Source organism: Rhodoferax sp. GW822-FHT04A08 (genome assembly GCF_058801025.1).
Window position 1 is genome coordinate 115,124 of record NZ_JBXAMW010000002.1, and the last position, 23,782, is coordinate 138,905.

Annotated in this window: 18 protein-coding genes and 1 pseudogene; 13 read left to right on the forward strand and 6 right to left on the reverse strand. The window is 58.1% G+C overall.

The features are described from left to right. Window positions 1-19: 19 nt before the first annotated feature. The 3 genes from AC1RMF_RS05080 to AC1RMF_RS05090 all read left to right on the forward strand — a co-directional run bounded on the left by AC1RMF_RS05080 (window position 20) and on the right by AC1RMF_RS05090 (window position 2,892). Window positions 20-592, forward strand: a complete 573-nt coding sequence (locus AC1RMF_RS05080) for a 5-formyltetrahydrofolate cyclo-ligase (RefSeq protein WP_342621091.1) — start codon at window positions 20-22, stop codon at window positions 590-592. 78 nt (window positions 593-670) lie between these two features. Further along, window positions 671-2,101 (forward strand): bifunctional UDP-N-acetylglucosamine diphosphorylase/glucosamine-1-phosphate N-acetyltransferase GlmU, encoded by a 1,431-nt coding sequence (gene glmU, locus AC1RMF_RS05085; RefSeq protein ID WP_342616300.1) that lies wholly within the window; start codon window positions 671-673, stop codon window positions 2,099-2,101. An 8-nt stretch (window positions 2,102-2,109) separates the two neighbouring features. Beyond that, window positions 2,110-2,892 carry a sensor histidine kinase gene (locus AC1RMF_RS05090; protein WP_342616299.1) on the forward strand — a complete coding sequence of 261 codons (783 nt, stop codon included), beginning with the start codon at window positions 2,110-2,112 and terminating at the stop codon, window positions 2,890-2,892. On the opposite strand, the gene AC1RMF_RS05095 is transcribed toward AC1RMF_RS05090, so the two are convergent. Beyond that, window positions 2,872-3,360 carry an Lrp/AsnC family transcriptional regulator gene (locus AC1RMF_RS05095; protein WP_493140116.1) on the reverse strand — a complete coding sequence of 163 codons (489 nt, stop codon included), beginning with the start codon at window positions 3,358-3,360 and terminating at the stop codon, window positions 2,872-2,874. The genes AC1RMF_RS05090 and AC1RMF_RS05095 overlap by 21 nt on opposite strands. 137 nt (window positions 3,361-3,497) lie before the next feature. Here AC1RMF_RS05095 and glmS point away from each other — a divergent pair, with 137 nt between their 5' ends. Beyond that, window positions 3,498-5,393 carry a glutamine--fructose-6-phosphate transaminase (isomerizing) gene (gene glmS, locus AC1RMF_RS05100; RefSeq protein ID WP_493140118.1) on the forward strand — a complete coding sequence of 632 codons (1,896 nt, stop codon included), beginning with the start codon at window positions 3,498-3,500 and terminating at the stop codon, window positions 5,391-5,393. A gap of 287 nt (window positions 5,394-5,680) precedes the next feature. Here glmS and AC1RMF_RS05105 read toward each other — a convergent pair whose 3' ends face one another. The 3 genes from AC1RMF_RS05105 to AC1RMF_RS05115 all read right to left on the reverse strand — a co-directional run bounded on the left by AC1RMF_RS05105 (window position 5,681) and on the right by AC1RMF_RS05115 (window position 9,432). Beyond that, window positions 5,681-6,694: a hypothetical protein gene (locus tag AC1RMF_RS05105; RefSeq protein WP_493140120.1), complete on the reverse strand. Its 1,014-nt coding sequence runs from the start codon at window positions 6,692-6,694 to the stop codon at window positions 5,681-5,683. A 297-nt stretch (window positions 6,695-6,991) separates the two neighbouring features. Then, complete coding sequence (locus AC1RMF_RS05110; RefSeq protein ID WP_493140122.1) at window positions 6,992-7,621, reverse strand: response regulator; 630 nt, start codon at window positions 7,619-7,621, stop codon at window positions 6,992-6,994. Then, window positions 7,618-9,432 carry an ATP-binding response regulator gene (locus AC1RMF_RS05115; RefSeq protein ID WP_493140124.1) on the reverse strand — a complete coding sequence of 605 codons (1,815 nt, stop codon included), beginning with the start codon at window positions 9,430-9,432 and terminating at the stop codon, window positions 7,618-7,620. Before AC1RMF_RS05115 ends, AC1RMF_RS05110 begins: the two co-directional genes overlap by 4 nt. Before the next feature lie 59 nt (window positions 9,433-9,491). On the opposite strand from AC1RMF_RS05115, the pseudogene AC1RMF_RS05120 reads away from it, so the two are divergent. Next, window positions 9,492-9,797, forward strand: a pseudogene (locus AC1RMF_RS05120) (transketolase C-terminal domain-containing protein); the annotation flags it as partial. Window positions 9,798-10,051: 254 nt separating this feature from the next. Here AC1RMF_RS05120 and AC1RMF_RS05125 read toward each other — a convergent pair. Continuing rightward, window positions 10,052-11,509, reverse strand: a complete 1,458-nt coding sequence (locus AC1RMF_RS05125) for an efflux transporter outer membrane subunit (RefSeq protein WP_493140126.1) — start codon at window positions 11,507-11,509, stop codon at window positions 10,052-10,054. Window positions 11,510-11,598: 89 nt separating this feature from the next. Here AC1RMF_RS05125 and AC1RMF_RS05130 point away from each other — a divergent pair, with 89 nt between their 5' ends. The 8 genes from AC1RMF_RS05130 (at window position 11,599) to AC1RMF_RS05165 (ending at window position 21,330) form a co-directional block, all read left to right on the forward strand. Further along, window positions 11,599-12,216, forward strand: a complete 618-nt coding sequence (locus tag AC1RMF_RS05130) for a TetR/AcrR family transcriptional regulator (RefSeq protein ID WP_493140128.1) — start codon at window positions 11,599-11,601, stop codon at window positions 12,214-12,216. Window positions 12,217-12,297: 81 nt separating this feature from the next. Next, window positions 12,298-13,413 carry an efflux RND transporter periplasmic adaptor subunit gene (locus AC1RMF_RS05135; RefSeq protein ID WP_493140130.1) on the forward strand — a complete coding sequence of 372 codons (1,116 nt, stop codon included), beginning with the start codon at window positions 12,298-12,300 and terminating at the stop codon, window positions 13,411-13,413. Next, window positions 13,410-16,502 carry an efflux RND transporter permease subunit gene (locus tag AC1RMF_RS05140; protein WP_493140132.1) on the forward strand — a complete coding sequence of 1,031 codons (3,093 nt, stop codon included), beginning with the start codon at window positions 13,410-13,412 and terminating at the stop codon, window positions 16,500-16,502. The genes AC1RMF_RS05135 and AC1RMF_RS05140 overlap by 4 nt, the downstream gene beginning before the upstream one ends. A 25-nt stretch (window positions 16,503-16,527) precedes the next feature. Further along, complete coding sequence (locus tag AC1RMF_RS05145) at window positions 16,528-17,334, forward strand: oxidoreductase (protein ID WP_493140134.1); 807 nt, start codon at window positions 16,528-16,530, stop codon at window positions 17,332-17,334. Window positions 17,335-17,480: 146 nt separating this feature from the next. After that, complete coding sequence (locus AC1RMF_RS05150; RefSeq protein WP_493140136.1) at window positions 17,481-18,428, forward strand: LysR family transcriptional regulator; 948 nt, start codon at window positions 17,481-17,483, stop codon at window positions 18,426-18,428. A gap of 814 nt (window positions 18,429-19,242) precedes the next feature. After that, window positions 19,243-20,019 carry a transglutaminase-like domain-containing protein gene (locus tag AC1RMF_RS05155; protein WP_493140138.1) on the forward strand — a complete coding sequence of 259 codons (777 nt, stop codon included), beginning with the start codon at window positions 19,243-19,245 and terminating at the stop codon, window positions 20,017-20,019. Between the two features lie 110 nt (window positions 20,020-20,129). Further along, window positions 20,130-20,552: a hypothetical protein gene (locus tag AC1RMF_RS05160; RefSeq protein WP_493140140.1), complete on the forward strand. Its 423-nt coding sequence runs from the start codon at window positions 20,130-20,132 to the stop codon at window positions 20,550-20,552. Between the two features lie 493 nt (window positions 20,553-21,045). Further along, window positions 21,046-21,330, forward strand: coding sequence for a hypothetical protein (locus tag AC1RMF_RS05165; RefSeq protein WP_493140142.1), 285 nt, complete (start codon window positions 21,046-21,048; stop codon window positions 21,328-21,330). A gap of 226 nt (window positions 21,331-21,556) precedes the next feature. Here the strand turns inward: AC1RMF_RS05165 and AC1RMF_RS05170 are convergent, their stop codons facing one another. Beyond that, window positions 21,557-23,767: a putative bifunctional diguanylate cyclase/phosphodiesterase gene (locus AC1RMF_RS05170; protein ID WP_493140144.1), complete on the reverse strand. Its 2,211-nt coding sequence runs from the start codon at window positions 23,765-23,767 to the stop codon at window positions 21,557-21,559. Window positions 23,768-23,782: the final 15 nt, after the last annotated feature.

Sequence of the window (23,782 nt, forward strand, 5' to 3'; positions counted from 1 at the left end):
CTCGAACACGGCAAAAGCATTGGAAAAAAAGGCCCTTCGCGCCGCATTGATTGAACAGCGCAACAGCCTGCCGGACCGGCAGCTGCGGGCAGACATGCTGCAGCAGGTCATGCGCATCTGGCTGGTCGGCAGGCCGGACATCGTGATTGGCGCGTATTGGCCCATCAAGGGCGAGTTCGACCCCCTGCCCGCCCTGCATCGCTGGAAGGAAGATGGCGAACTGCTGGACCAGCCCGAGCCGCGGCGCATCGGACTGCCGGTGGTGAACAAAGAAACCCACACCATGACCTTCCATGCCTGGTATCCGGGCTGCCCCATGGAAGAAGACGCCTACGGCATTCCCAAGCCCAAGGACACCGAGGTGATCGTCCCCACGCTGGTCTTTGCCCCGTGCGTGGGCTACGGGCCTGGCGGCTTCCGCCTGGGCTATGGCGGTGGTTTCTACGACCGCATGCTGTCCAGTCTGAACCCCAAGCCGTTTTCGGTGGGACTGGGCTTTGGCATGGGCTTCCTGCCTGATTTCGAGCCCGAACCCCACGACATGCCGCTGGACGCCATATTGAACGATTACGGCGCTATCTGGCCGGTGTGATGCCTCTGTGCGGGCACGGATAATACCGGGGCATCGCGCACCGGAGGCGCGAATAGTCTCGCATCAGGAAGGAAATCCATGAGTTCACAATCCCCGCTTTCCAGCATGGGCACGCCCATTGACGTGGTCATCATGGCGGCTGGCAAAGGTACCCGCATGAAGAGCTCGCTGCCCAAAGTGCTGCACACCCTGGGCGGGCGGTCGCTACTGCAGCACGTGCTGGATACCGCCGCCAGCCTGCAGGCACGCAAGGCCGTGGTGATCACCGGACACGGCGCCCCTGAGGTGGAAGCTGCGTGCAAAGCAAACACGGGCGTGGGTTTCACCCTGGAGTTTGCCCGTCAGGAGCCGCAACTGGGCACAGGCCACGCGGTGCAACAGGCGGTGCCGCATCTGGAAGATGACGGTATGGTGCTGGTGCTATCGGGCGATGTGCCGCTGACGCAGGCAGACACGCTGTTTCACCTGATTGCTGCGGGTGCTGGCCGCAATCTGGCGCTACTGACGCTGGAGATGCCTGATCCTACGGGCTATGGCCGCATTGTGCGCGACACGACGGGCTCGGTGAAAGCGATTGTGGAGCACAAGGACGCCAGCCCAGAGCAGCGTGCCGTCCACGAGGTGTACAGCGGCATCATGGCGGTGCCCGCAACATCGCTCAAGCGCTGGCTGGCCCGCCTGGACAACAAGAACGCGCAGTCCGAGTACTACCTGACCGACATCGTGCGCTTTGCCGTGGAAGACGGTGCGCAAGTGGTGGCCTACAAGATCAACGATGCGGTGCAGGTTGCTGGCGTAAACAGCCCGGTGCAACTGGCCGCACTGGAGCGCGCTTACCAGCATGGCATTGCCCACCGGCTGATGGAGGACGGCGTGCGACTGGCCGACCCCGCCCGCATCGATGTGCGGGGCGACCTGCGCTGTGCACATGACGTGAGCATCGATGTGAATTGCGTCTTTACCGGGCAGGTCAGCCTGGGCCGGGGCGTCAGCATTGGTGCCCATTGCGTGATCTCCAATGCCGTGATTGAAGAAGGCGCCGTGATTCACCCTTTCACCCACATCGACGGCGAGAAGCTGGGCGTTACGGTGGGTGCCGGATCATTGATCGGACCGTTCGCCCGTCTGCGTCCCGGCGCCCGGCTGGGCAAGGAAGTGCACATTGGCAACTTTGTGGAAGTAAAGAACTCCACCCTGGCGGATGGCGCCAAGGCCAATCACCTGGCCTATCTGGGTGATGCCACCGTGGGCGAGCGTGTGAACTATGGCGCCGGCAGCATTACGGCCAATTACGACGGCGCCAACAAGCATCGCACCGTGATCGAGGCCGACGTGCACGTGGGCAGCAACTGTGTGCTGATTGCCCCTGTGACGCTGGGTGCGGGCGGCACCATAGGCGGTGGCTCCACCATCACCAAGGACACACCCGCTGGCGCCTTAAGCGTGGCGCGTGTTCGGCAGGTCTCTATTGCCAACTGGTCGCGCCCCAAGAAAGCCCCCAAGGCATAGGGCACACCATGTCGGACGCGCAACAGCAACGCATTGCGGCACTGGAGGCCGAGTTGGCAGGCCTGCGCGCGGAAATGCAGGACTACACCTACACCGTGTCCCATGACCTGCGCGCACCGCTGCGCCACATCCTGAGCTACGCGCAACTGGCACAGGAGGAGGCCGGGCCGTTGCTGCCGGAAGAATCCAGGGGCTTTCTGCAAACGATTTCAGAGTCGGCGCAGCATATGGGCAGCTTGCTGGACGGGCTCACCGAGTTGTCGCGTCTGGGCACGTCCCCGGTGCAATGCGCGCCGGTACCCCTGCATGCGCTGTTGCAGGACGTGATGGCAGAGGTGGTGCAGCCCTACCCCGGGCGCGCTGTCCAATGGGCAGTGCCACCGCACGCCCCTGAGGTGATGGCAGACGCCTCCCTGTTGCGGCGCGCCTTGCACTGCGTCCTCGACAACGCCCTGAAGTTCACCGCGCAACGCAATGTGGCCCATATCTCCATTTCGGTGGAGCTTCAGGTCGCCGCCGATAGCCACCGCAACGCGCTGGTCACGCTGTCCATTCAGGACAACGGTGCGGGGTTCAACCCGGCGATGCGGGAGCGGCTGTTCAAGCCGTTTCAACGCTTGCACACCACGCGTCAGTTTCCCGGCGTTGGCATGGGTCTGGCACTCACCCACAAGATTGCACAGCGTCTGAATGGGGCGGTCACCATCGAAGGCGCTCCGGATGCAGGCTGCCGCGTGCAGCTGAGTCTGCCAGCGGCCATGGCTGTCACCTCAGACCTCTTGCAGGGATAGTTCGGCGCCAAACTTGCTGCGTTTGACACTGAAAAAAGCCTTGACGTTGCGCACATTGGCATCACTGGTGAACAGGCGCTGCACCAGCGCCTGGTAAGCCGGCATGTGTGCGGTATGCACCACCAGCACAAAGTCCGGCCCGGGCGATACGCGATAACACTGCTGCACGGCTGCGTCTTGCAGCACACGGGTTTCAAAACGCTCCAGTTCTTCGGCGCCCTGACGATCCAGGGTGATTTCTACAATGGCGCTCAGACCATGGCCTATGGTTTGTGCCATTGCTTCCGGATTGAGCACCGCAATCTGCCGCTCAATCAGGCCTGCTTCACGCATGCGCTTGATGCGCCGCAGACAGGTCGGCGCCGAAGTGTGCACCGCCCGGGCCAGGTCCTGATTGCTCAGCGACGCGTCGCGCTGCAACTGCGCCAGGATTTGAATATCCATCGCATCCAAAGATATTTGTTTCATTTTTTAATGATGTTCAATTTTTAATTTCACTTCTTTGACTTAATGCAATATTAGTTCACTTTATAAACTTATTTAGACACTTATTTCTTAATCGACGATCTAATATCGCTCCATCACCAACTGCTGGAGCGCGTTTTATGTGTGGCATCGTCGGCGCGGTTTCGACCCGCAACATTGTTCCCATCCTGGTTCAAGGCCTGGAACGTCTGGAATATCGTGGGTATGACTCCTGTGGTGTGGCGGTCTACGCGCAGGATCAGCACCCGGGCTTGCGCCGCGCCCGCAGCACCTCACGCGTTTCCGAACTGGTCGAGCAGATTTCCAGCACCCACCTACAGGGCCTTCTGGGCATTGCCCACACCCGCTGGGCCACCCACGGTGCGCCAGCCGTGCACAACGCCCACCCTCATTTCAGCCACGGCGTGGGTTCGGATGCGGCCACCAAGCCAGGACACATCGCCCTGGTCCACAACGGCATCATCGAAAACCACGATGAACTGCGTGCCAGCCTGAAGGCGCGTGGCTATGTGTTTGACAGCCAGACCGATACCGAGGTCATCGCCCACCTAATTGACAGCCTGTATGACGGCGACTTGTTTGAAGCCGTCAAAGCCGCTGTGCTGCAGTTGCATGGCGCCTATGCGATTGCCGTGTTCTGCAAGGACGAGCCGCACCGCCTGATCGGTGCGCGTGCGGGCTCCCCCTTGATTCTGGGCGTGGGCAAGGACGGCCAGGAGCACTTTCTGGCCAGCGACGCCATGGCACTGGCCGGCGTGACCGACCAGATCGTGTACTTGGAAGAAGGCGACCTGGTCGACGTACAGCTGGGCAAGTACTGGTTGTTCGACAAGGAGCACAAGGCCGTCGCCCCCGCCCTGCGCCCGGTGAGAACGGTGCATGCACACAGCGGCGCGGCCGAACTCGGCCCCTACCGCCACTACATGCAAAAGGAAATCTTCGAGCAGCCGCGCGCCATCGCCGACACGCTCGAAGGCGTGGAAGGCATCACGCCCGAGCTGTTTGACCAGCAGATGAACCACCAGCCCGGCGCCAATGCCGCCCGCGTGTTCAAACAGATCGACTCGGTACTGATACTGGCCTGCGGCACCAGCTACTACAGCGGCTGCGCGGCCAAGTACTGGATAGAGAGCATTGCCAAGGTACCTTGCAATGTGGAAGTGGCCAGCGAGTACCGCTACCGCGACTCGGTACCCAACCCCAATACCCTGGTGGTCACCATCACCCAAAGTGGCGAGACCGCCGACACCCTGGCAGCCCTGCGCCACGCCCAGTCACTGGGCATGAAGCACACACTCACCATCTGCAATGTGGCCACCAGCGCCATGGTGCGCGAGTGCAGCCTGGCCTACGTGACGCGTGCCGGCGTGGAAATCGGCGTGGCATCCACCAAGGCCTTCACCACCCAACTGGCAGGCCTGTTTCTGTTGACCCTGTGCCTGGCCCAGGCCAAAGGCCGCTTGAGTGATACGGAAGAAGCCCGCCACCTCAAGGCCATGCGCCACCTGCCCGCCGCTTTGCAAGCCGTGCTGGCGCTGGAGCCGCAGCTGATTGCATGGGCCGAGGACTTCGCCAAGTGCGAGAACGCCCTCTTCCTGGGCCGCGGCCTGCATTACCCCATTGCACTGGAAGGCGCGCTCAAGCTCAAGGAGATCAGCTACATCCATGCCGAGGCGTATCCCGCCGGTGAGCTCAAGCACGGTCCACTGGCCCTGGTCACCAGTGCCATGCCGGTCGTTACCGTGGCACCCAACGATGCGCTGCTGGAAAAACTCAAGAGCAATATGCACGAGGTGCGGGCCCGCGGTGGTGTGCTCTACGTTCTGGCCGACAGTGACACGCACATCGAAAGCGGCGAAGGCTTGCACGTGATCCGCATGCCGGAACACTATGGCGAACTGTCACCGCTGCTGCACGTAGTGCCCTTGCAGTTGCTGGCCTATCACACCGCTTGCGCGCGCGGAACCGATGTCGACAAGCCAAGGAATCTGGCCAAGAGTGTGACGGTGGAGTAACGGAATAACGAAGAGCAGGGAACTTATTTCGCGCAATTAAAGTCGAAAACAACCTATTTTTCTGGCTGTTCGATACGCAAGAGTTCTAGGGAGCAACTGGATCACGATCAGTCGTTTTTCTGACCGAGATGGGCCGGATGCAGTCGCTGCACTTAAGAATGGCCGGTTACTGGAAGCCCATCGGGTTATTGGTTTGTAGGTGGCCGTTGATTTCATGTATGCCACCGAACTCGTGGGTGGAAGTGACACCAGCGGTTGAATTGATTTCTCCGAACCAGTCACTCACCCTACTGAGGAGCTGCAGGTTGCGCAACCTGCACGGGTTGCGGCAAACCCTGAATCACCACTTCCGCAAAAGGTTGCAAGCTTTTTGCGATAGCGTCAGGAAAATTCTCCACGGGTGTCAGGTTGTAGGAGCTTGAACTGCCCCCGGCACCCATGAGCGCACCAATGACCAAGGCGGCTGTATCGGTGGCACTCGTAGCCTTCTTCTCGGCGCCTGCAAAAACTTCGCCGGGCAGCATGGCCTTTTCCAAAAAAGAAAATTGTGCTGTCTTACCGTCGAAGTGAAACCGCACATAACCACTTTTTACATGCAAGGCGGGCTTATGTTCAATCTGCTTCCATTGAAACCAGTTTCCACTGTCACTGGCCTTTTTGATGGCCACCATGTCCATATCAAAATCCAGCTCCATAACAATCGAGTCCTTCTTCGCTTTGGACAAGGCGTAGTAGTCCATACCCCCATTGCCCATGCCTGAAAATTGTGCGGTCTGTTTAGCGAATGCGGCAACGGACTTCTCTTTTTTCACCAAAGCTTCTGACTCCAGCGGACTCTTGGTTTGCGCAACGGCGTCGGCAAACTTTGGGTCAGATAGCAAGTAGTCTTGTGGCTGAACCTCATAACCCTTGCTGGTAAGCAGTTTGACCAAGTCGGCGTAAAAATTGTCTGCTATTTTTTGCACATCTTCTTTGGGCACATTGAGCAAGTTGTAGTCCACGTACTGGCTGCTTGTTTTGCCACCGGGCCGGCCTTCGGTAGAGGCCGCTGAAGATTGAGTGGCGAAATTAATACGGATTTTTGCAATAGCGACTTTGGCGGGGTTGGGCACACCCGCTTTAGCGACTTTTTCCAGAGCGAAATCGTCACGCACAAGCTGTTTGAACTCGTCTGCCCGGTTACCCTGCACGTCCAGAATAACCGGCTTGGGGGTCTTGTCAAACAGACCGGCTTGAGCAGTCCCAGCAAGCGCGGACATGAGTACGGCAGCAATCCATGCCGCGCAATTAAGATGTTTCATAGGCTTCCCTGTAAGTTGCGATTTATGTTGACTAGCAATCCAACTATGCAGAATTCCGCAACAACCTTACACCCCATGACGGAGGGGTTGACGAATAAGAGGAGTTGTGGCTGGTCCCTGCACGGCCAACAATGACGCCGCTACTGAATCACCCCGGTTTTTGAAGCTCTGGTAGGGTTTGCACTGGAATGGGGGGGCTGTGTTGGACTGGAATACACAGCCGATACGCCACGGAGAACACCCCCACAGGTCAGTACTTATGGACGATCGGAATTGGAGGCTCTATGGCAACGCGCTTTAGGGCACTTTTGCATCACCGTTGAAACTGAGTTTGACGATCAAGTCCATCCGGCTTGACACCCCATGAAACGCCAGTACCGAAGAAACGTATTCCTTGACGGTGTGAGCCGACAAGCCCAGCTCGCGTGCAATCACCTTGTTAGCGGCCCCGCGTGACAGCATGTCCTGAACCTGGCGTAATCTGGGTGAAAGCGCCCGCTGGTTTTGCTCTTCTCGGGCTGACATGCGCAGTTGATGGGCTACGTTGTCTGGCACATAAAACGCACCCGCCAGCACCGCGTTAAACCCCTGTAAGACCTTGTCGGGTTGGGCCGTTTTGGGGATAAAGCCGCGCGCGCCAGCGGCCAGTGCTGTGCGTACCAGATTGTGATCCAGCTCCGCCGATATCAGCACCGTACGATCAATCCACGGTGTGCTGCACAGCCAATGGAAAAGCCGGTGCTGCGGGTCATCCGGCAGGTTAATGTCCAGAAAGATCCAGTCAGGTGCAGGCAGGCGCGCTAGTTCGCTGTGGGCCTGCGCCACTGTGTAGGCGCTGGATACGCTGGTCTGCGCTTGCGTGGCACCCAGCAATGCTGCCAGACCCTGGCAGGTAAGCGGGTGATCATCAACAATCAGGATTTTCACGCGGTTCTCGTTTCGGATGTACGGTCCAGCACGGCACACAAGGTGTGGGCCAGCACGTCCGGCGAAACCGGTTTGAAAGCGACAAGGTAGCCTGACTCCTCGGCCTGGGCCTGAACATTTTGTGCAAGCTCGCCCGTTTGCAACAGCCCCACGACATTGGGAAAATGTTCCAGCAACGCATCCAACAACGCAACGCCGTTTAATTCTCCCGGCAACCGGTAGTCGCTGATAATGCATTCGGGCACCCAGTGCGGCCCACACTGGTCCAACACCAATCGGAGCGTTCCCACGCTTGCACAGCGCAGGTCGATTTTCCAGCTCCCTAGCAATGCCTGCATCGCCTGCAGAACCATGACGTCGTCATCGATCAGCAAAATGCGCCGTCCAGCCAGTACACCTTTGGACAACTGCTCGCCCTGCGCCACATCAGTGCTCACCTGGGGCAGTTCCATTTGCATAAACAGTTCGCCTGGAATATGCAAGCGAAAGCAACTGCCGCGTCCCGGACGTGAGTGCAGGGTCACGCGCAGGCCCAGCAGGGCCGTTGACTGGCGCACGATGGCCAGTCCCAAACCCAAACCCTTGCTGCGGTCGCGTTCCCGATTGCCGATTTGGACATAGTGATCAAAGATACGCTCATGGTCCTGCGGGGCAATGCCAACGCCCGTGTCCCACACCTCCAGCCACAAACCGTGCCCCCCATGGGCCGGACGCAGAGCCAACAGAACACCGCCTTTGGCGCTGTAACGCACAGCATTGCTCAGTAGGTTTCCCAATATGCGTTCAAGCAATAGTTTGTCAGTACGCATCACAACGTGTTCAAGGGTGGAGGCAATGCGCAATCGCATGGCTAGTCCCTTGTAGATGGCCTTGGGACGCGCCGGCTCTAATGTGTCGCGCAAAAGGGCGGGCAGATCCAAGCCTTCCAGGGTGACGCGCTCTGTGCCAGAGTCCAGCCGTGAAAGCTCCATCAAGGCGTTAAACAACGAACTCACCGACGTACCTGCCGCGGCAATCTTCTGTATCAGAGGGTGGTTGGCCGCCTGCGGTTCACTTTGTCGATAGGCCTCTATCAGCAGCAGCAAGGCATGCACCGGCTGACGCAGGTCATGGCTGGCTGCGGCTAAAAATTCAGATTTGTCGCGATTGGCCTTTTCGGCACGTGCGGCGTGGGCGGCATTGGTCAAAGCCAATTGTTCATTGTCCAGGCGCAACTGGATCGAATCAATCAGGGTCCTGTGTGTACTGCGGGCAATCAAGACCAACACCATGAGATACAGCACGCACATGCCAACGACAAATGGCGCCTGCTCACCGAATATTTCAGGTAGCTGCGAAGTCAGTGCCACGGTTCCCAGCAGCACGCTGGCGTAAAAGGCCCGCATGTCGTAAACATTGCTTACCGCGGAATAAGCCAAAGCACCTGCGAACGAAGTCATCACCACCAGGTTGCTGACCTGCGCATTGACCACAAACAGCAAACCCAAGCTGCCCCACGCCAATCCAGCAATCGAGATCAGGAAGAAGTTTGTGATTTGCCATTGGCGCAGTACCTGTGGGTCCGGCACGGGCCTTGCAACCTTGTGGCGAAAAAACCAGACAGCTGCATACAGTACGCCTGCCACCAGTTGCATGGATAGTGCCCAAAGCATCACGCGCTGGTGGGGTGCTGCAGCCCATACACCCGCCGCCACCAGGAGGGACAGACAGATCTGACCAAACACGTGGGAACGCAGATTGCGGTAACCCAGGCGGAACAGTTCCCGCTGTACTTCGAGTAGCTGGATTGGTGCTAACTGAGAACGGGTCATAAAGTGCAAAGCGGTATCCAAGCAAGTATGAATAGCGGGTGATTGTGATGCTACCCCCCAAACGGGGGGTTATACATGGGGTGCTGACCTGCCCCACCATCAAGCCCCTAGACGAAGCCGCCATTCTGGAAGCGGTCCGCTACAAGCGTCGCCTAGTGGTTGTGGCAGAAAACCATTCCATCGTGGGTGACCTAGGTGAAGCGGTGTCGAGCACACTGCTGCGTAACCGGGTTCAGCCAGCCGGCTTTGAGCTGGTTGGTTTACCCGACCAGTATCCGGATGCTGGTGCACTGCCCACGCTGCACGATCGCTATGACATCAGTCGCGAGGTCCTCGGCCAACGCATCCTGAAGTGGTTACTCTGAGCTATTAGCAGAAAGTCGCGGCACTTGCTGTCGCGGCTTTTGGGCAACTGTGTTTGCCATATACCGCGTCTGATCCTCCAAATCGCTTAATTCAACAACGCGTGCACGAAAATGGGTGTATCGGACGAATGTCAGCCTAGTGAGGGCACGACACTCTCACATTCTTGACCGCCTTGGGCGCACCGGAGGTGCTTAGCGATAACCTAAAAGTTCGTGGGTCACGATTGCTTGGATTGAGAGGACCATTCAAGTAGCTAATTGGCTGCAAGCGTCTTCACTTCGCCGGGTTGCCATCCACCTCCAAGTGCTCTAAAGGTAGCGACGGCCGCACGCGCAGATTCCATTTGTGCTTGCGCTTTTGCATCCGATGCGCGAAGCAGGCTCTCGTCAGCCTGAAGGACCTCGATCAAGCTGACCACTCCCTTTTGATAGGCTGCGTACGAAGCTTCACGCGCACGGCCTAGCGAATCCACTCCTTCTGCCAATATGGCACCCTGCGCTTCCCGCTTGACCAGGGCCGAAAACGCGTTCTCCACATCCTCGGTTGCGTGCAAAGCAGCGAGTCGATACGCAGCCAACAACTCGGCCTCTTGTCCCTTGGCCAAGGCAATCTGCGCATCAATGCGGCCGAAGTCGAACAGACGCCAACGCAGACCGAGCATGCCAGATGCTTGGCTGGCGCCTCCAGTGAACAAATTGCCGGAAACGGTAGTAGCGCTACCGATCAATCCGCTAAGAGAGAGCTTTGGATAGTATTCAGCGAGGGCTACGCCTATACGCGCGTTCGATGCGGCCAAGCGGCGTTCGGCAGCAATGAGGTCCGGTCTACGCCTGAGCAACTCCGCGGGTGAACCTATGCCGGTGATACGTGGCGGTGTCGGAATGGCGGCGGATGCAATCAACTGCGGCCGGTGCGTTCCGGCTGGAGCGCCGAGCATCACATCCAGCGCGTTCATGGCCACATCCAGACCAGACTCCAAAACCGGTATGGATGCCCGCACCTGCGCAAGCGCGCCTTCTGCCTGCCTCACTTGAAGTTCTGCAGCCAGGCCTTTGCCGTACAAAAGCCTGATGGTTGCGAGCAGATCCTGTTGGGTCTGGACTTGGTGGCGTGCAACATCCAAGCGGGTTTGCAGGCCCCGAATGGTGATGTATGTGTCGGCCGTCTGCGCCGCCACTGCCAAGCGGGTAGCCGCAAGTCCTGCCTCTGTAGACTGGTATTCGGCGCGTGCTGCATCCTGCTCTCGGCGCAGCCCTCCAAACACGTCCAACTCCCAGCTTGCACCGATGTCGACCTCGTAAGCATTTCCATAACGGTCATAGCCTGGTGTCAAATTCAAGACCCTGCCCAAAGGGGTCTCTATCGATTGATAGGCTCTGGCGGCTTGACCATTCATATTGCCGGACGGCTGCACTGCTGCGTTGGCAAAGCCTAGACCGGCGCGGGCCTGAGCCAAGCGAGCAGATGCCTGTGCCAGATCCAGGTTCTGTTCCAATGCCTGGGTCACCAGCTCAGTCAACTGAGGATCTCCAAAACCCGTCCACCACGTAGTGAGGTCGGCAGTGGCTTTCGCCTGTCGCAAATCTACCGCAGCCTGACCTTGGAATTGCTCCAGCATGGGCACATTCGGACGAACATATTCTGGACCTACGGCACAGCCTGCTGACAGGCCGGCAACCACGAGCGCGGCAAGCGTATGTTTGGGCAACATCGGATATCTTCCTTAAAAGTTGATAGTGACTAATATACCAAATAGTCACATATTGTCCAAGTCCCACAAATGACGTAAGCTGACCTGCTATGACCAAAACCAGTTCTTATTCCGCTTCAGGCCGCGGCCCGGCCGATCACGATGTGCGAAATCAGATTGTTGTTGCCGCGACACAACACTTCAGCCGCTACGGCTATGAAAAAACAGCAGTCTCCGATCTCGCCAAGGTCATCGGGTTTTCCAAGGCCTACATCTACAAGTTCTTTGAGTCCAAGCAAGCCATTGGCGAGGTGATCTGCACCAACTGCCTTCTCCAGATCGAATCCGAGGTCAGCGCAGCGATCGCCGGGACTGATACGCCGCCAGAGAAGTTACGCCGAATGTTCAAGGTCATGACCGAGTCGAGCCTTCGCCTTTTCTTCCAGGATCGCAAGCTGTACGAAATTGCCGCATCCGCTGCGACCGAGCGCTGGCAGTCGGTTATTGCCTATGAAGGGCGCATCCAGAAGATGCTTCGGGACATATTGCAAGAAGGTCGCCAAACCGGAGACTTCGAGCGCAAGACGCCCCTGGATGAAACGGCGATGGCGATTTATCTGGTCATGCGCCCCTACCTCAATCCGTTGCTCTTGCAACACAGCCTGGAGAACACCGAGGAGGCACCCCTGCTTTTGTCGAGCCTCATCCTCCGCAGCCTGTCGCCTTGACGGAAAATATTTGTGACTATTGACACATTTAGTCACTAGTACCATAATGAAAGTCCTGATCATTTCCTCAAAGGGACTTTCATGCTCCGGCTCCGCCTCGCTATACCTCTATTCATTTGTGCACTGCCGTTGGCGTTGGTCGCTTGCGGCGAAAAGGCTTCTGTCGATCCGCGCACCGAACAGCCCTTGGTTCGTGCGGCGGTTGTCCAGACGGCAGCCGCTGCCTCACGTTCGTTCACCGGTACCGTAGCGGCCCGGGTGCAGAGCGACCTGGGATTTCGAGTCTCCGGCAAGGTGTTGGAGCGACTGGTGGACGCCGGGCAGAGCGTCAAGCGCGGCCAATTGCTCATGCGTATCGATCCCGCCGACCTGAAGCTTGCAGCCAATGCTTCACTGGAGGCCGTTGCCGCCGCACGCGCACGCGCAAAGCAGACTGCGGATGACGAAGCCCGCTACAACGACTTGCGTGGTACCGGTGCCATTTCGGCATCGGCCTACGATCAGGTCAAAGCTGCAGCCGACGCAGCCAAAGCCCAACTCAGTAGTGCTGAGGCCCAGGCAGATCTTGCCCGCAATGCGAACCGCTATGCGGAGCTGGTGGCCGATGCCGACGGCGTCGTCATGGAGACGCTGGCCGAACCCGGCCAGGTTGTTGGCGCAGGCCAGACCGTGGTCCGTCTGGCCCAAGCTGGCAGCCGCGAGGCTGTGATTCAACTGCCTGAAACGCTGCGCCCCACCATCGGATCATCGGCACAAGCCACGTTGTTCGGCAAGGAGGGCATTGTCGTTGCGGCCAAGCTGCGGCAGTTATCCAACTCAGCGGATCGACTCACACGCACCTTTGAGGCGCGGTATGTACTGGATGGGGCGCAGTCAGACGCGCCATTGGGCACCACAGTCGTCGTGCAGATTCCCGATGGACGCTCGTCCGGGCAAGACGGGTTGCACGTGCCGATTGCCGCTTTGTTCGACGCGGGCAAGGGGCCTGGGGTATGGGTCATCCAGGGAGAGCCTGCAAAGGTGTCCTGGCGGCCAGTCACAGTCCAGCGAATGGATGACGCCGGTGCATATGTTGCCGGGCAGATCAAACAAGGCGAACGCATAGTCGCGCTTGGCGTGCACTTGCTGCGCGAAGGCGAACAGGTCCGGGTGGCGGGTCTTGCCGTCGCCAAGGCGACCGAAGGAGTGCGTCCGTGAATGAAGGCCGCTTCAACCTGTCGGCGCTCGCGGTACGCGAACGCGCCATCACCCTGTTCCTGATCTTCCTGATCTCGGCCGCTGGCATTCTGTCGTTCTTCAAGCTCGGGCGTGCAGAAGACCCGCCATTCACGATCAAGCAGATGACGATCGTCACCGCCTGGCCAGGCGCGACGGCCCAAGAGATGCAGGACCAGGTCGCCGAGCCGTTGGAAAAGCGCATGCAGGAACTGCGCTGGTACGACCGCACGGAAACCTTCACCCGCCCCGGCCTGGCCTTTACCATGGTTTCGCTGCGTGACAGCGCGCCGCCCGCCGAAGTCCAGGAAGAGTTCTACCAGGCCCGCAAGAAAATTGGCGACGAGGCCAAGAAGTTGCCTGCTGGCGTCATTGGCCCGATGGTCAACGACGAATATGCGGATGTGACCTTTGCACTCTTTGCACTCAAGGCCAAGGGCGAACCACAGAGACTGCTGGTGCGCGACGCGGAAGCGCTGCGCCAGAAACTGCTGCATGTCGCCGGCGTCAAGAAGGTCAACATCATCGGCGAGCAGCCCGAACGCATCTATGTTTCCTTCTCCCACGACCGTCTGGCCACGCTGGGCGTTGCGCCGCAAGACATCTTTGCCGCGCTCAACAGCCAGAACGTACTGACGCCCGCCGGCTCCATAGAGACCAAGGGGCCACAGGTCTTTGTACGTGTCGATGGCGCCTTCGACACGCTGGAGAAGATTCGCCAGACACCCATCGTCGCGCAGGGGCGCACATTGAAGTTGTCGGATGTGGCGAGCGTCGAGCGCGGTTATGAAGACCCAACCACCTTCATGGTTCGCAATGGCGGTGAGCCGGCATTGTTGCTCGGCGTCGTCATGCGCGACGACTGGAACGGGCTCGACCTGGGCAAGGCCCTTGGTGCGGAAGTCAGCAAGATCAATGAGGAACTCCCGCTGGGCATGACACTGACCAAGGTGACCGATCAATCCGTCAACATCAGCTCGGCTGTGGACGAGTTCATGGTCAAGTTCTTCGTCGCCCTGCTGGTGGTCATGGTGGTGTGCTTCGTCAGCATGGGCTGGCGCGTCGGCATCGTGGTTGCTGCAGCCGTACCACTGACTCTGGCGGCCGTGTTTGTGATCATGGCTGCCTCCGGAAAGAATTTCGACCGCATCACGCTGGGCTCGCTGATTCTGGCGCTGGGTCTGCTGGTGGATGACGCCATCATTGCTGTCGAAATGATGGTGGTGAAGATGGAAGAGGGTTATAGCCGTATCGCCGCATCGGCCTATGCATGGAGTCTGACCGCCGCGCCCATGCTTTCAGGCACGCTGGTCACGGCCGTGGGCTTCATGCCCAATGGATTCGCCCGTTCCACGGCGGGTGAATACACCAGCAACATGTTCTGGATCGTCGGAATCGCGCTGATCGCTTCATGGGTGGTCGCAGTCGTCTTTACACCCTACCTGGGCATCAAGCTGCTGCCTGACGTCAAGAAGAGCCACAGCAGCCACACAGCGCTCACCGTTGCCCTGTATGACACGCCGCATTACAACCGTTTTCGTCAATTGCTGGGACGCGTCATCGCCCGCAAGTGGATCGTTGCTGGCGCGGTGATCGGGCTTTTCGTGGTGTCAGTGCTCGGCATGGCAATGGTCAAGAAGCAGTTCTTCCCCACTTCCGACCGGCCGGAAGTGCTGGTCGAGGTCCAGATGCCTTACGGCACTTCGATCCAGCAGACCAGCGATGCGACAGCGAAGGTGGAAGCCTGGCTGGCCAAGCAAAAGGAAGCCAGGATCGTCACGTCCTATATCGGTCAGGGCGCTCCACGCTTTTTCCTGGCAATGGCACCTGAACTGCCCGATCCGTCCTTCGCCAAGATCGTGGTGCTGACGGGCGATGACAAGGAACGGGAAGCCCTCAAGGTCAGACTGCGTCAGGCCATTGCCGACGACCTTGCGCCCGAGGCACGTGTGCGCGTTACCCAAATCGTGTTCGGCCCGCCCTCGCCCTTCCCGGTGGCCTACCGCGTCACGGGGCCGGACCCGGACAAGCTGCGCGAGATTTCCGCCGAGGTCGAGGCCGTCTTGCATGCCAGCCCGATGATGCGCACCGTCAACACGGACTGGGGCCCGCGCGTCCCCACCCTGCACTTCACTCTCGACCAGGACCGGCTCCATGCCCTGGGGCTGAGCTCCAATTCGGTCGCTCTGCAGTTGCAGTTCCTCCTGAGTGGAGCGCCGCTGACGGAAGTGCGCGAGGATATCCGCTCGGTACAAGTAGTGGGCCGTGCGGCCGGAGCCATTCGTCTGGACCCCGCGAAGATCGCCGGCTTCACACTGGTCGGGTCGGCTGGGCAGCGCATCCCGTTGTCACAGGTGGGCAAGGTCGAAGTGCGCATGGAAGACCCCATCCTGCGGCGACGTGACCGCACACCGACGATCACCGTACGTGGCGACATTGCCGATGGCCTGCAGCCACCGGACGTGTCTACCGCCATGACCAAGGAGCTCCAGCCCATCATCGCCAAGCTGCCCAGCGGCTACCGCATCGCGGAGGCCGGCTCCATCGAGGAAGCCGGCAAGGCGACAGTCGCCATGCTGCCGATCTTCCCCATCATGCTGGCGGCCACCCTGCTGATCATCATCCTGCAGGTCCGCTCCATCTCCGGCATGGTCATGGTCTTCCTGACCAGTCCGCTGGGCCTCATCGGCGTGGTGCCGACGCTGCTCCTGTTCCGCCAGCCCTTTGGCATCAATGCGCTGGTCGGCCTGATCGCTTTGTCGGGGATTCTGATGCGCAATACGCTGATTTTGCTCGGGCAGATCCGTGAAAACGAGAAAGCAGGGTTGGACTCGTTCCGTGCGGTCGTGGAAGCAACGGTGCAGCGCGCCCGACCGGTGATCCTGACGGCCTTGGCTGCCATGCTGGCCTTCATTCCGCTTACCCATTCCGTGTTCTGGGGAACGCTTGCGTACACGCTCATAGGTGGCACTTTTGCCGGGACCATCCTGACGCTGGTTTTCCTGCCCGCCATGTATTCCATCTGGTTCAAGATCAAACCGACCCCTTCACAGATTCAATCCACCCATTGAAATCATCAACAAGAAAGTAACAACCATGTCGAACTCCAAAGTTGTCGTCGTTACCGGTGTTTCATCGGGCATCGGACGCGCTGCCGCGTTGCAATTTTCCGAGCAAGGTTGCCGCGTCTTCGGTACCGTGCGAAACACTGCCACAGCGCAAGCCATACCTGGTGTCGTACTCATCCAGATGGACATCCGTGACGAAGCGTCCATAGAGCGAGGAATCCAAACCATCATGGCGCAAGCCAAGCGCATTGACGTGCTGGTCAACAGTGCAGGAGTGACCTTGCTGGGCGCAACGGAAGAAACATCGATTGCCGAAGCGCAGACCCTGTTCGACACCAATCTATTCGGTCTTTTGCGCACGATCAAGGCGGTGCTGCCGCATATGCGCGCGCAGCAGTCAGGACGTATTGTCAACATCAGCTCGGTGCTGGGTTTTCTGCCTGCACCGTACATGGCTCTGTATTCAGCGTCCAAGCACGCTGTTGAAGGGCTGTCGGAAACCTTGGATCACGAGGTGCGTCAATTCGGCATCCGTGTGGCACTTGTCGAGCCATCGTTTACCAAGACCAACCTGGATCTCAACGCACCTCAGACCGTTGCCAGAATCTCTGACTACGCCAAGGAGCTTGGAATGGTCTCCAAGGCGATCCAGAACAATATTCAAAAGGCGCCGCCGCCTGAGGGAGTTGCCGCAACGATTGTCAGCGCCGCCTTGGGCGCCTGGAAGATGCGTCATACGCCCAAAGGCGAAGCATCTCTTCTGGCCAAGTTACGTCGCTTCATGCCTGCGACCCCTGTCGAAAAGGGTCTACGAAAAAGTTTCGGGATCGCCTAAAAAGGCTGTGCTTACGCGTCCATACCGCGCCAATGAAACCAGCTCGGGTGGGCAAGCGATCGCAACGGCGGCACTTGAGATCGCGGTGGGTTATGCCCCGGCTGCGATTGCCGACGGCATGGGAAAATGAGGCCAAGGAAATTATCATGGACCACCTTCAATCGATGCGCGTCTTTCAGTGCGTGGTGGACGAAGGCGGCTTTTCTGCAGCCGCGCGCAAGATGGATCTCACGCCGACGATTGTCACCCGGTTGATTCAGGACCTTGAACAATCTCTCGGCGTTCGTCTTTTGCATCGTACGACGAGAAGGATGTCGCTCACCCAAGCGGGCGAGGCCTACCTATCACGTCTGCGTTTGATCCTCTCCGAAATTGAGGAGGCGGCCGAAGAGGCACGGGCTCATTCCAGTGAAATATCGGGCAACCTGCGTGTGGCCACTACGTCGCTGGTGGCAGTGAATCTGTTGGCGCCATGCGTTGCCGAATTTCAGAAGGTGCATCCCGACGTGCAAGTCGAGATACACACCACCGATCACCCGGCGCCGCAGTTGTACCAGTTCGACCTGTCCATCGTGAGACAAGACGATCACCTTGATGCCGACGTCATCGTGCGCCCAGTGCTCAATATGAACTACGTTCTCTGCGCCTCCATACACTACCTTCAGGTTCATGGTGTTCCGACAGTGCCGGAAGACCTCTCCGAGCATCACATGGTGCGCTTGCACATCCCTGGCACACGGATGCATGCGGTCAACCTTGTGAACCCTGAGGAAAGTGATCGCAGAGTCGAGGTCAAGCCAGTTTGGTCTGTCATTTCGAATGACGACGAAACAGCGTATCAAGCCACTTTGGCAGGCGCAGGCCTTACCTTGATGCCCGAACTTGCTTTAACCGCCCGCCCTCATGGAGGACAACTGCGCCGTGTACTTGCGCCATGGGTCAGCGTAGAAGATTTGAGACTTGTTGCCACCCTGCCCAGCAGGCGATTTCTACCGTTGCGCACACGTGCCTTCGTCGAATTTTTCATTCAGTACGTCCGGAATGTGGCCACGATGAATGAGGCTGCGCATTCTCCTCCAATGACTGGTCTCTGACACAGATTTCATCTTTGGTCGTGACCGTTTTGGGCACACTGCCAACTTCCGTCAGTGTCGGCTAACGGGTTGATCCATTTGAAGGCTCGCAGGAACGGTCTTTGATCAAGCTCGTGCAAAGCTTCGGATGCGCAAAAAAATTGTTTTCGACTTCAATTGCTCGGAATAGTTTTTATTCCGTACAAATAAAGCCATAAACACGTCTCTAGGATTTATGTGGGTTTGCGGGGTGTTGGATTTTGGGGATGGATTAATTAAAGTCGTGAAAACAACGACATCTGCAAATGTTTACCGCAGATCGGCAACGCCTGTTGTGGGCCAGGTCCAGTCATTCCCCAATGGCCGGTTTGGGGCAGCGGATATGTCTGACGCCAATTGTCTCCACAGCAGAAATTATCGTCGACTCCTTCGTGCTCATGGCGGTCAGAGGTCCACACAAAGCTGGATCCCGAAAGCTGCCATTCGAATTCCAACTTAGATGCAATCAACGTCTGTCATGTGGCAATTCTGTTGGGGCGGTCACATCCACTTTGGTCGGAATTCACTGGTGGAATTTCGTGGCTACTCTTGGCGCGCGGGGCTTGCATAGCGTGGCACCACGGCAGCAGATGTCATCGTCATACGTACAACCGGATGCCTGAAGACCAAGTAGCCCTCAATCCTGGGCACAAAGTGCTCTTCAACTCGGTTGGCATTCGAGTGCATAAAGGCGAGAATATTGCGTGAATATGTCGGCGACGATCTTGACGTGCGCAGATTTCAAGGGAGTATTTACTAAATGGCAAATCACGGACGATGGCTCATGCACGGTCCCATGACCGACCCAAAAGAGATGGAGGCATTGATCGCTCAACTGCCGGACGGCATCCAACCCTTGTGCGCAGTCGTCCAAGGACTGCTGATTCATGGAGAGCTACTTGCCGTCTACGGTGTAGTCGAGGCTCCGGCCGTGTTTTCACGAGATACCATGCCGCTGGCGGCAAGGTTGCAGCAAATACAAGAGATGGACCCACGCCGACTAGACATTCCCCGCGGTCCGAGAGAACGTTCCATTGGTACTTGCCGCGATTTCGCGCTAATGATGTGTGGATTTCTTCGGGTCAAAGGTATTGCGGCGCGCGTTAGATGCGGGTTCGTTGATTACTTTTTTGGGGTCCCTTGGTCGGACCACTGGATATGTGAGTATTGGTCGGTGTCCGAAGGCCGGTGGGTCCGGATCGATCCGCAAATCGACGAGAGGCAACGCTCTTTCTACGCCAAGATTGACTTCGACGCATGTGATATTCCACTGAACCGGTTCATGACAGCCGGCGAGGCGTGGGGATCCTGCAGAAGCGGTCACATTGATCCTTCCGTGTGCGGGCATGGTGATGCGACAGGACTGTGGTTTGTGCGTGTGAATGTCTATCGCGATCACCTATCCGTCAATCACCGCGAGACCTCACCATGGGATTCTTGGCGGCAATCCAGGACAAGGGATCAAGTGATGACTGAAGCAGATTTTGCATTGACTGATCACATCGCAATGAACCCCGAGGCAGAACCGGCTTCGAGCGCCATCCCACCATGGCAAGTCAGCGTTAGCCGATGATAGATTTCGGTCGAAAATCAGCTTAAATTGACGGAGGTTATGTGAACTCTAAACTTGCTCACCTTGCATCAACTCTGCAGCTTTCGGCACCCGATTCCAGGGAGCTAGCATTGAAATTTTCATTAGCTTGTGCCAAACGCATTGAGCATCTCCTCGAAGAACCGGAAGTTATTGAATGCTTAAGAATGCTTGAGCGATATGTAGCTGGTAATGCCAGTTCAGGGAGCCTGGCCAAGGCGGCTGAAGATGCGGCGCTGTTAGCAAACCGCCATCGAGGATCAAAGTCCATTGACGGTTGCGGCCACGCTGCTGTCTCTGCCAGTTATGGCGTATCGAGGGCAGTCGCGGGAAGGGCATTGGAAGCGGCGCAGTATTGTGCGTATGCGTCTGTCTATGCTTCTGGTGGCTATGCTGCAGTTGCCGATCGGGAAGCTTTTGAAACCGAATTTTCTTGGCAGCTTGCATGCTTAACATCGTTGGCCAAAGATGCCCATATCGAAGCTGCTGGTGCATCAAGAACAGTTGACGCCTGAGCCGCGAAAGCAGCCACTCGTTACAACCGCCAACCTTTAAAGGGACATGACACTCCTGAAAACTCTCACGTGTTCGAGCTGCAGCACCCCTATGGATAGCTTTGCTTTCATGAGCAAGCTGGGCCAGGAGATGGCGCTGGATGTGTGCTTTACCTGCCAGAGCATGTGGTTTGACAAGCATGAGAGCCAGCAGCTCGGTGCCAAGGAGACTTTAGAACTCTTTCGGCTGATTCACTCAAAGGGCCAAGGACCAGGACAGCCCTGGAAAGCCAAACTGAGTTGCCCGCGTTGTGAAAGCAGCCTCTTACCCACTTCAGACCTGTGCAGGGCTGGGCGGTTTACGTACTTTCATTGTCCGAACCAGCATGGCCGATTCACGGCGTTTTCTGCGTTCCTCGTTGAAAAGGGCTTTGTGAGGCAGCTCACGGGGCAGGAGAGAGTAGACCTCGCAGCCATGATTGGCAGTGTCACGTGCTCGGGATGTGGAGCCACTGTGGACATCCGTAAGGACTCGGTATGCAGCTACTGCCATGCCCCCATCGTCGTACTGGATCCCCAAGCGCTGGAGAAGGCGCTCGCCACACTGGATCAGTCTGCCAGCGCTCAACATGACGTGGATCAGTCCGTCGTGGTAGATGCTTTGCTGCTGTCGGAGCGTCAGAAGTGGCTTGATGAATTGCAACAAAGAACCCGCTCAGCCCAGGGGGGCTGGCGCAACATCGACGATGGGTCACTGGCCCAGGGTGTGGATTTGCTTTGGCACCTCTTTCAGAAGTAAATGCGTCGCGAAAGCATTTGCCACATCGATCTGTCCAAGTCATTGCCAGCCATGGAGCTGAACTTAATCACCAAAGTGGATAAGCATCGGCTCCGCCTGGGTTCTGAGGCAGCCGCGCAGCGCGGCATACGTTGAAGGTGTGCCGCTGGTTCACCGCGATCGCAGTCAATGCTTATCGCCAGGTCCATGCGGTGCGAAGTGACCGCCAGCAAGAGCGGGTGCTATTTCATACGGTGCTGGTTGCAGTCAGGTTGTTTTGAGCAAAGGCCTCCAGGGCGGGCAGCGGCAGTGGCCGGCAGAACAAATAGCCTTGGTAGGCGTGGCAGCCCATTTGCGCAAGAAGCACGCGCTGTGCTTCTTGCTCCACACCCTCAGCAATGACATTCAGCCCCATGCTTTGCGCCAAGGCAACCACCATGCGGGCAATGGCGGCGTCATTCGGGTCGGTCAAAATGTCGTGCACAAAGCTTTGATCGATTTTCATCTGATCCAGTGGCAGTCGCTTGAGGTAGGAGAGCGAGGAATAGCCAGTACCAAAGTCGTCCAGCGAAAAGCCTATGCCATGGGCTTTGAGCTGGGTCATCTTGCCAATGGTGGATTCCACATTGGCGACCAGCAGGCTTTCGGTCAGCTCTAGTTTTAGCCGCTGCGGGTTGGCCCCGGTGCGAGCCACCACACCTAGCACACGATCTACAAAATCCAGCAGGTGCATCTGCTTGGCGCTGACATTCACGGCAATGGTCAGATGGGCCATGTCAGGCCGCTTGGCCCATTGCGCCAACTGGGCACAGGCGATTTCCAGCACCCAAAAGCCCAGCGGTAGGATCAATCCAATTTCTTCGGCTAGGGGGATGAACTCTCCTGGTGACACCAGGCCGCGCTCTGGATGTTGCCAACGCACCAAGGCCTCCACACCGGTCAGTCGGCCGTAACCGGCCACTAACGGTTGGTAGTACAGCATAAACTGAGATTGCTTCAGGGCCTCGCGCAGGTCATCCTCTAATAGCGCGCGGCCAGTCACAATTGCCTGCATTTCAGGGTCGAAAAAGCGCATGGTGTTGCGCCCAGCGGCCTTGGCTTGGTACATGGCTAAGTCGGCTTGTTTGAGCAATTCGTCGTTGGACAAATGCGGGCCGTTAAACAGCGCCACGCCAATGCTGGGCGTGCTGCTGAAGGCACGGTCGACCAATTGGTAGGGTTGGTTCAGCGCGGTGAGGATTTTCTCACCCACGGTTTCTGCTTGCGCTGCTGCGCTTTCAGGTTGCTCGCTCAGGCCGTCGAGCATGACCACAAATTCGTCACCGCCCAAGCGCGCCACCAAGTCTCGAGCGCGCACACAGGCGGTCAGTCGCTGCGCGACCTGCTGCAGCAGCAAGTCGCCCTTGTCATGGCCCAGGGTGTCGTTCAGGGTCTTGAAGTGGTCCAAGTCAATCAGAAGCAGTGCGCCGTAAATATGGTGGCGCTCTTCGATCGCTCGGATCTTGATTAACCGTTCGGTCAGCAGACGCCGGTTGGGCAGCTGGGTGAGGGCGTCATGAAAGGCCAGACGCTGGATCTCTGCGTGCGTGCTTTCCCTTTCGGTGACATCGCGAAAGCTCCAGACCCGGCCACGGCTTTGCCCATCCATGCGCTGAGGGGTGGAACGCAGTTCCAACAGTCGGCCGTTGCTGCAGCGCAGGGTGTCAAAGCTGCTGTTCTCGGGCTGCGCGTACAGGGCTTCTAGCCTATGCCAAAAGGCCGGTGGATCGACCAGCTGCTCAGCTATGTGGGCCAGAACCTCTTCACAGCTGCAGCTGTCCAGGTCGGCCGAGTGCAGGCTCCACAGGTCCACAAAGTGCTGGTTATAGGTCTCGACATCTCCGCTGGGGCCAATCGCCAGAATGCCATCGGTGGCGGCCTCGATCACGGCCTGCTGCAAAAAGGTGGCACGTCGCAGCTTCTTGACCAGGTCGGGCACAGGCAGCAGCACCAAGCCCAGCGACACGGCACCAATAAACCAGGCCGTTATGGGTGTGCCCGGGAAATATGGCGCGGGCAAAATCTCCGCCGCGCGCAGGCCCAGATAGAGCAGCCAGGCCAGCATATAACCCACGCTGAACAGGATGGCCGCGCGTAAGTGCACCACGATGGCCAACATCATCACCATCACCACGGCCCCGGCCGAGGGTGGCGGCAGGCCGCCAAACATCAGGCCGATCATGACGACCCATATGCCGGTGGCAAAGATACACAACGACTTTTGTGTCTGACCACGCAGGTTCATCCGCCACCCTTGGTACACCAGCACCAGCAAGATGGAGAGCGCTATCGCAGTAACCAGCTTCCTGTGAAAGACAAAGGGAACACCCACCACCAGCAAAAACGAGACGATCGAAAAATAGATCTTGTAGAACCGATCTAGCAGGTTTTGGTTGGAAGTTTGTAGGGCTTGGCTCACTGGGTTCAGGTTTGC

Bases quoted from the DNA above. Each gene is read 5' to 3' on its own strand.
- AC1RMF_RS05155 (WP_493140138.1), top strand. From the start codon at position 19,243: ATGACCGACCCAAAAGAGATGGAGGCATTGATCGCTCAACTGCCGGAC.
- AC1RMF_RS05115 (WP_493140124.1), bottom strand. From the start codon at position 9,432: ATGACCCGTTCTCAGTTAGCACCAATCCAGCTACTCGAAGTACAGCGG.
- glmU (WP_342616300.1), top strand. From the start codon at position 671: ATGAGTTCACAATCCCCGCTTTCCAGCATGGGCACGCCCATTGACGTG.
- AC1RMF_RS05135 (WP_493140130.1), top strand. From the start codon at position 12,298: ATGCTCCGGCTCCGCCTCGCTATACCTCTATTCATTTGTGCACTGCCG.
- AC1RMF_RS05095 (WP_493140116.1), bottom strand. From the start codon at position 3,360: ATGAAACAAATATCTTTGGATGCGATGGATATTCAAATCCTGGCGCAG.
- AC1RMF_RS05145 (WP_493140134.1), top strand. From the start codon at position 16,528: ATGTCGAACTCCAAAGTTGTCGTCGTTACCGGTGTTTCATCGGGCATC.
- AC1RMF_RS05090 (WP_342616299.1), top strand. From the start codon at position 2,110: ATGTCGGACGCGCAACAGCAACGCATTGCGGCACTGGAGGCCGAGTTG.
- AC1RMF_RS05105 (WP_493140120.1), bottom strand. From the start codon at position 6,694: ATGAAACATCTTAATTGCGCGGCATGGATTGCTGCCGTACTCATGTCC.
- AC1RMF_RS05125 (WP_493140126.1), bottom strand. From the start codon at position 11,509: ATGTTGCCCAAACATACGCTTGCCGCGCTCGTGGTTGCCGGCCTGTCA.
- AC1RMF_RS05130 (WP_493140128.1), top strand. From the start codon at position 11,599: ATGACCAAAACCAGTTCTTATTCCGCTTCAGGCCGCGGCCCGGCCGAT.
- AC1RMF_RS05150 (WP_493140136.1), top strand. From the start codon at position 17,481: ATGGACCACCTTCAATCGATGCGCGTCTTTCAGTGCGTGGTGGACGAA.
- glmS (WP_493140118.1), top strand. From the start codon at position 3,498: ATGTGTGGCATCGTCGGCGCGGTTTCGACCCGCAACATTGTTCCCATC.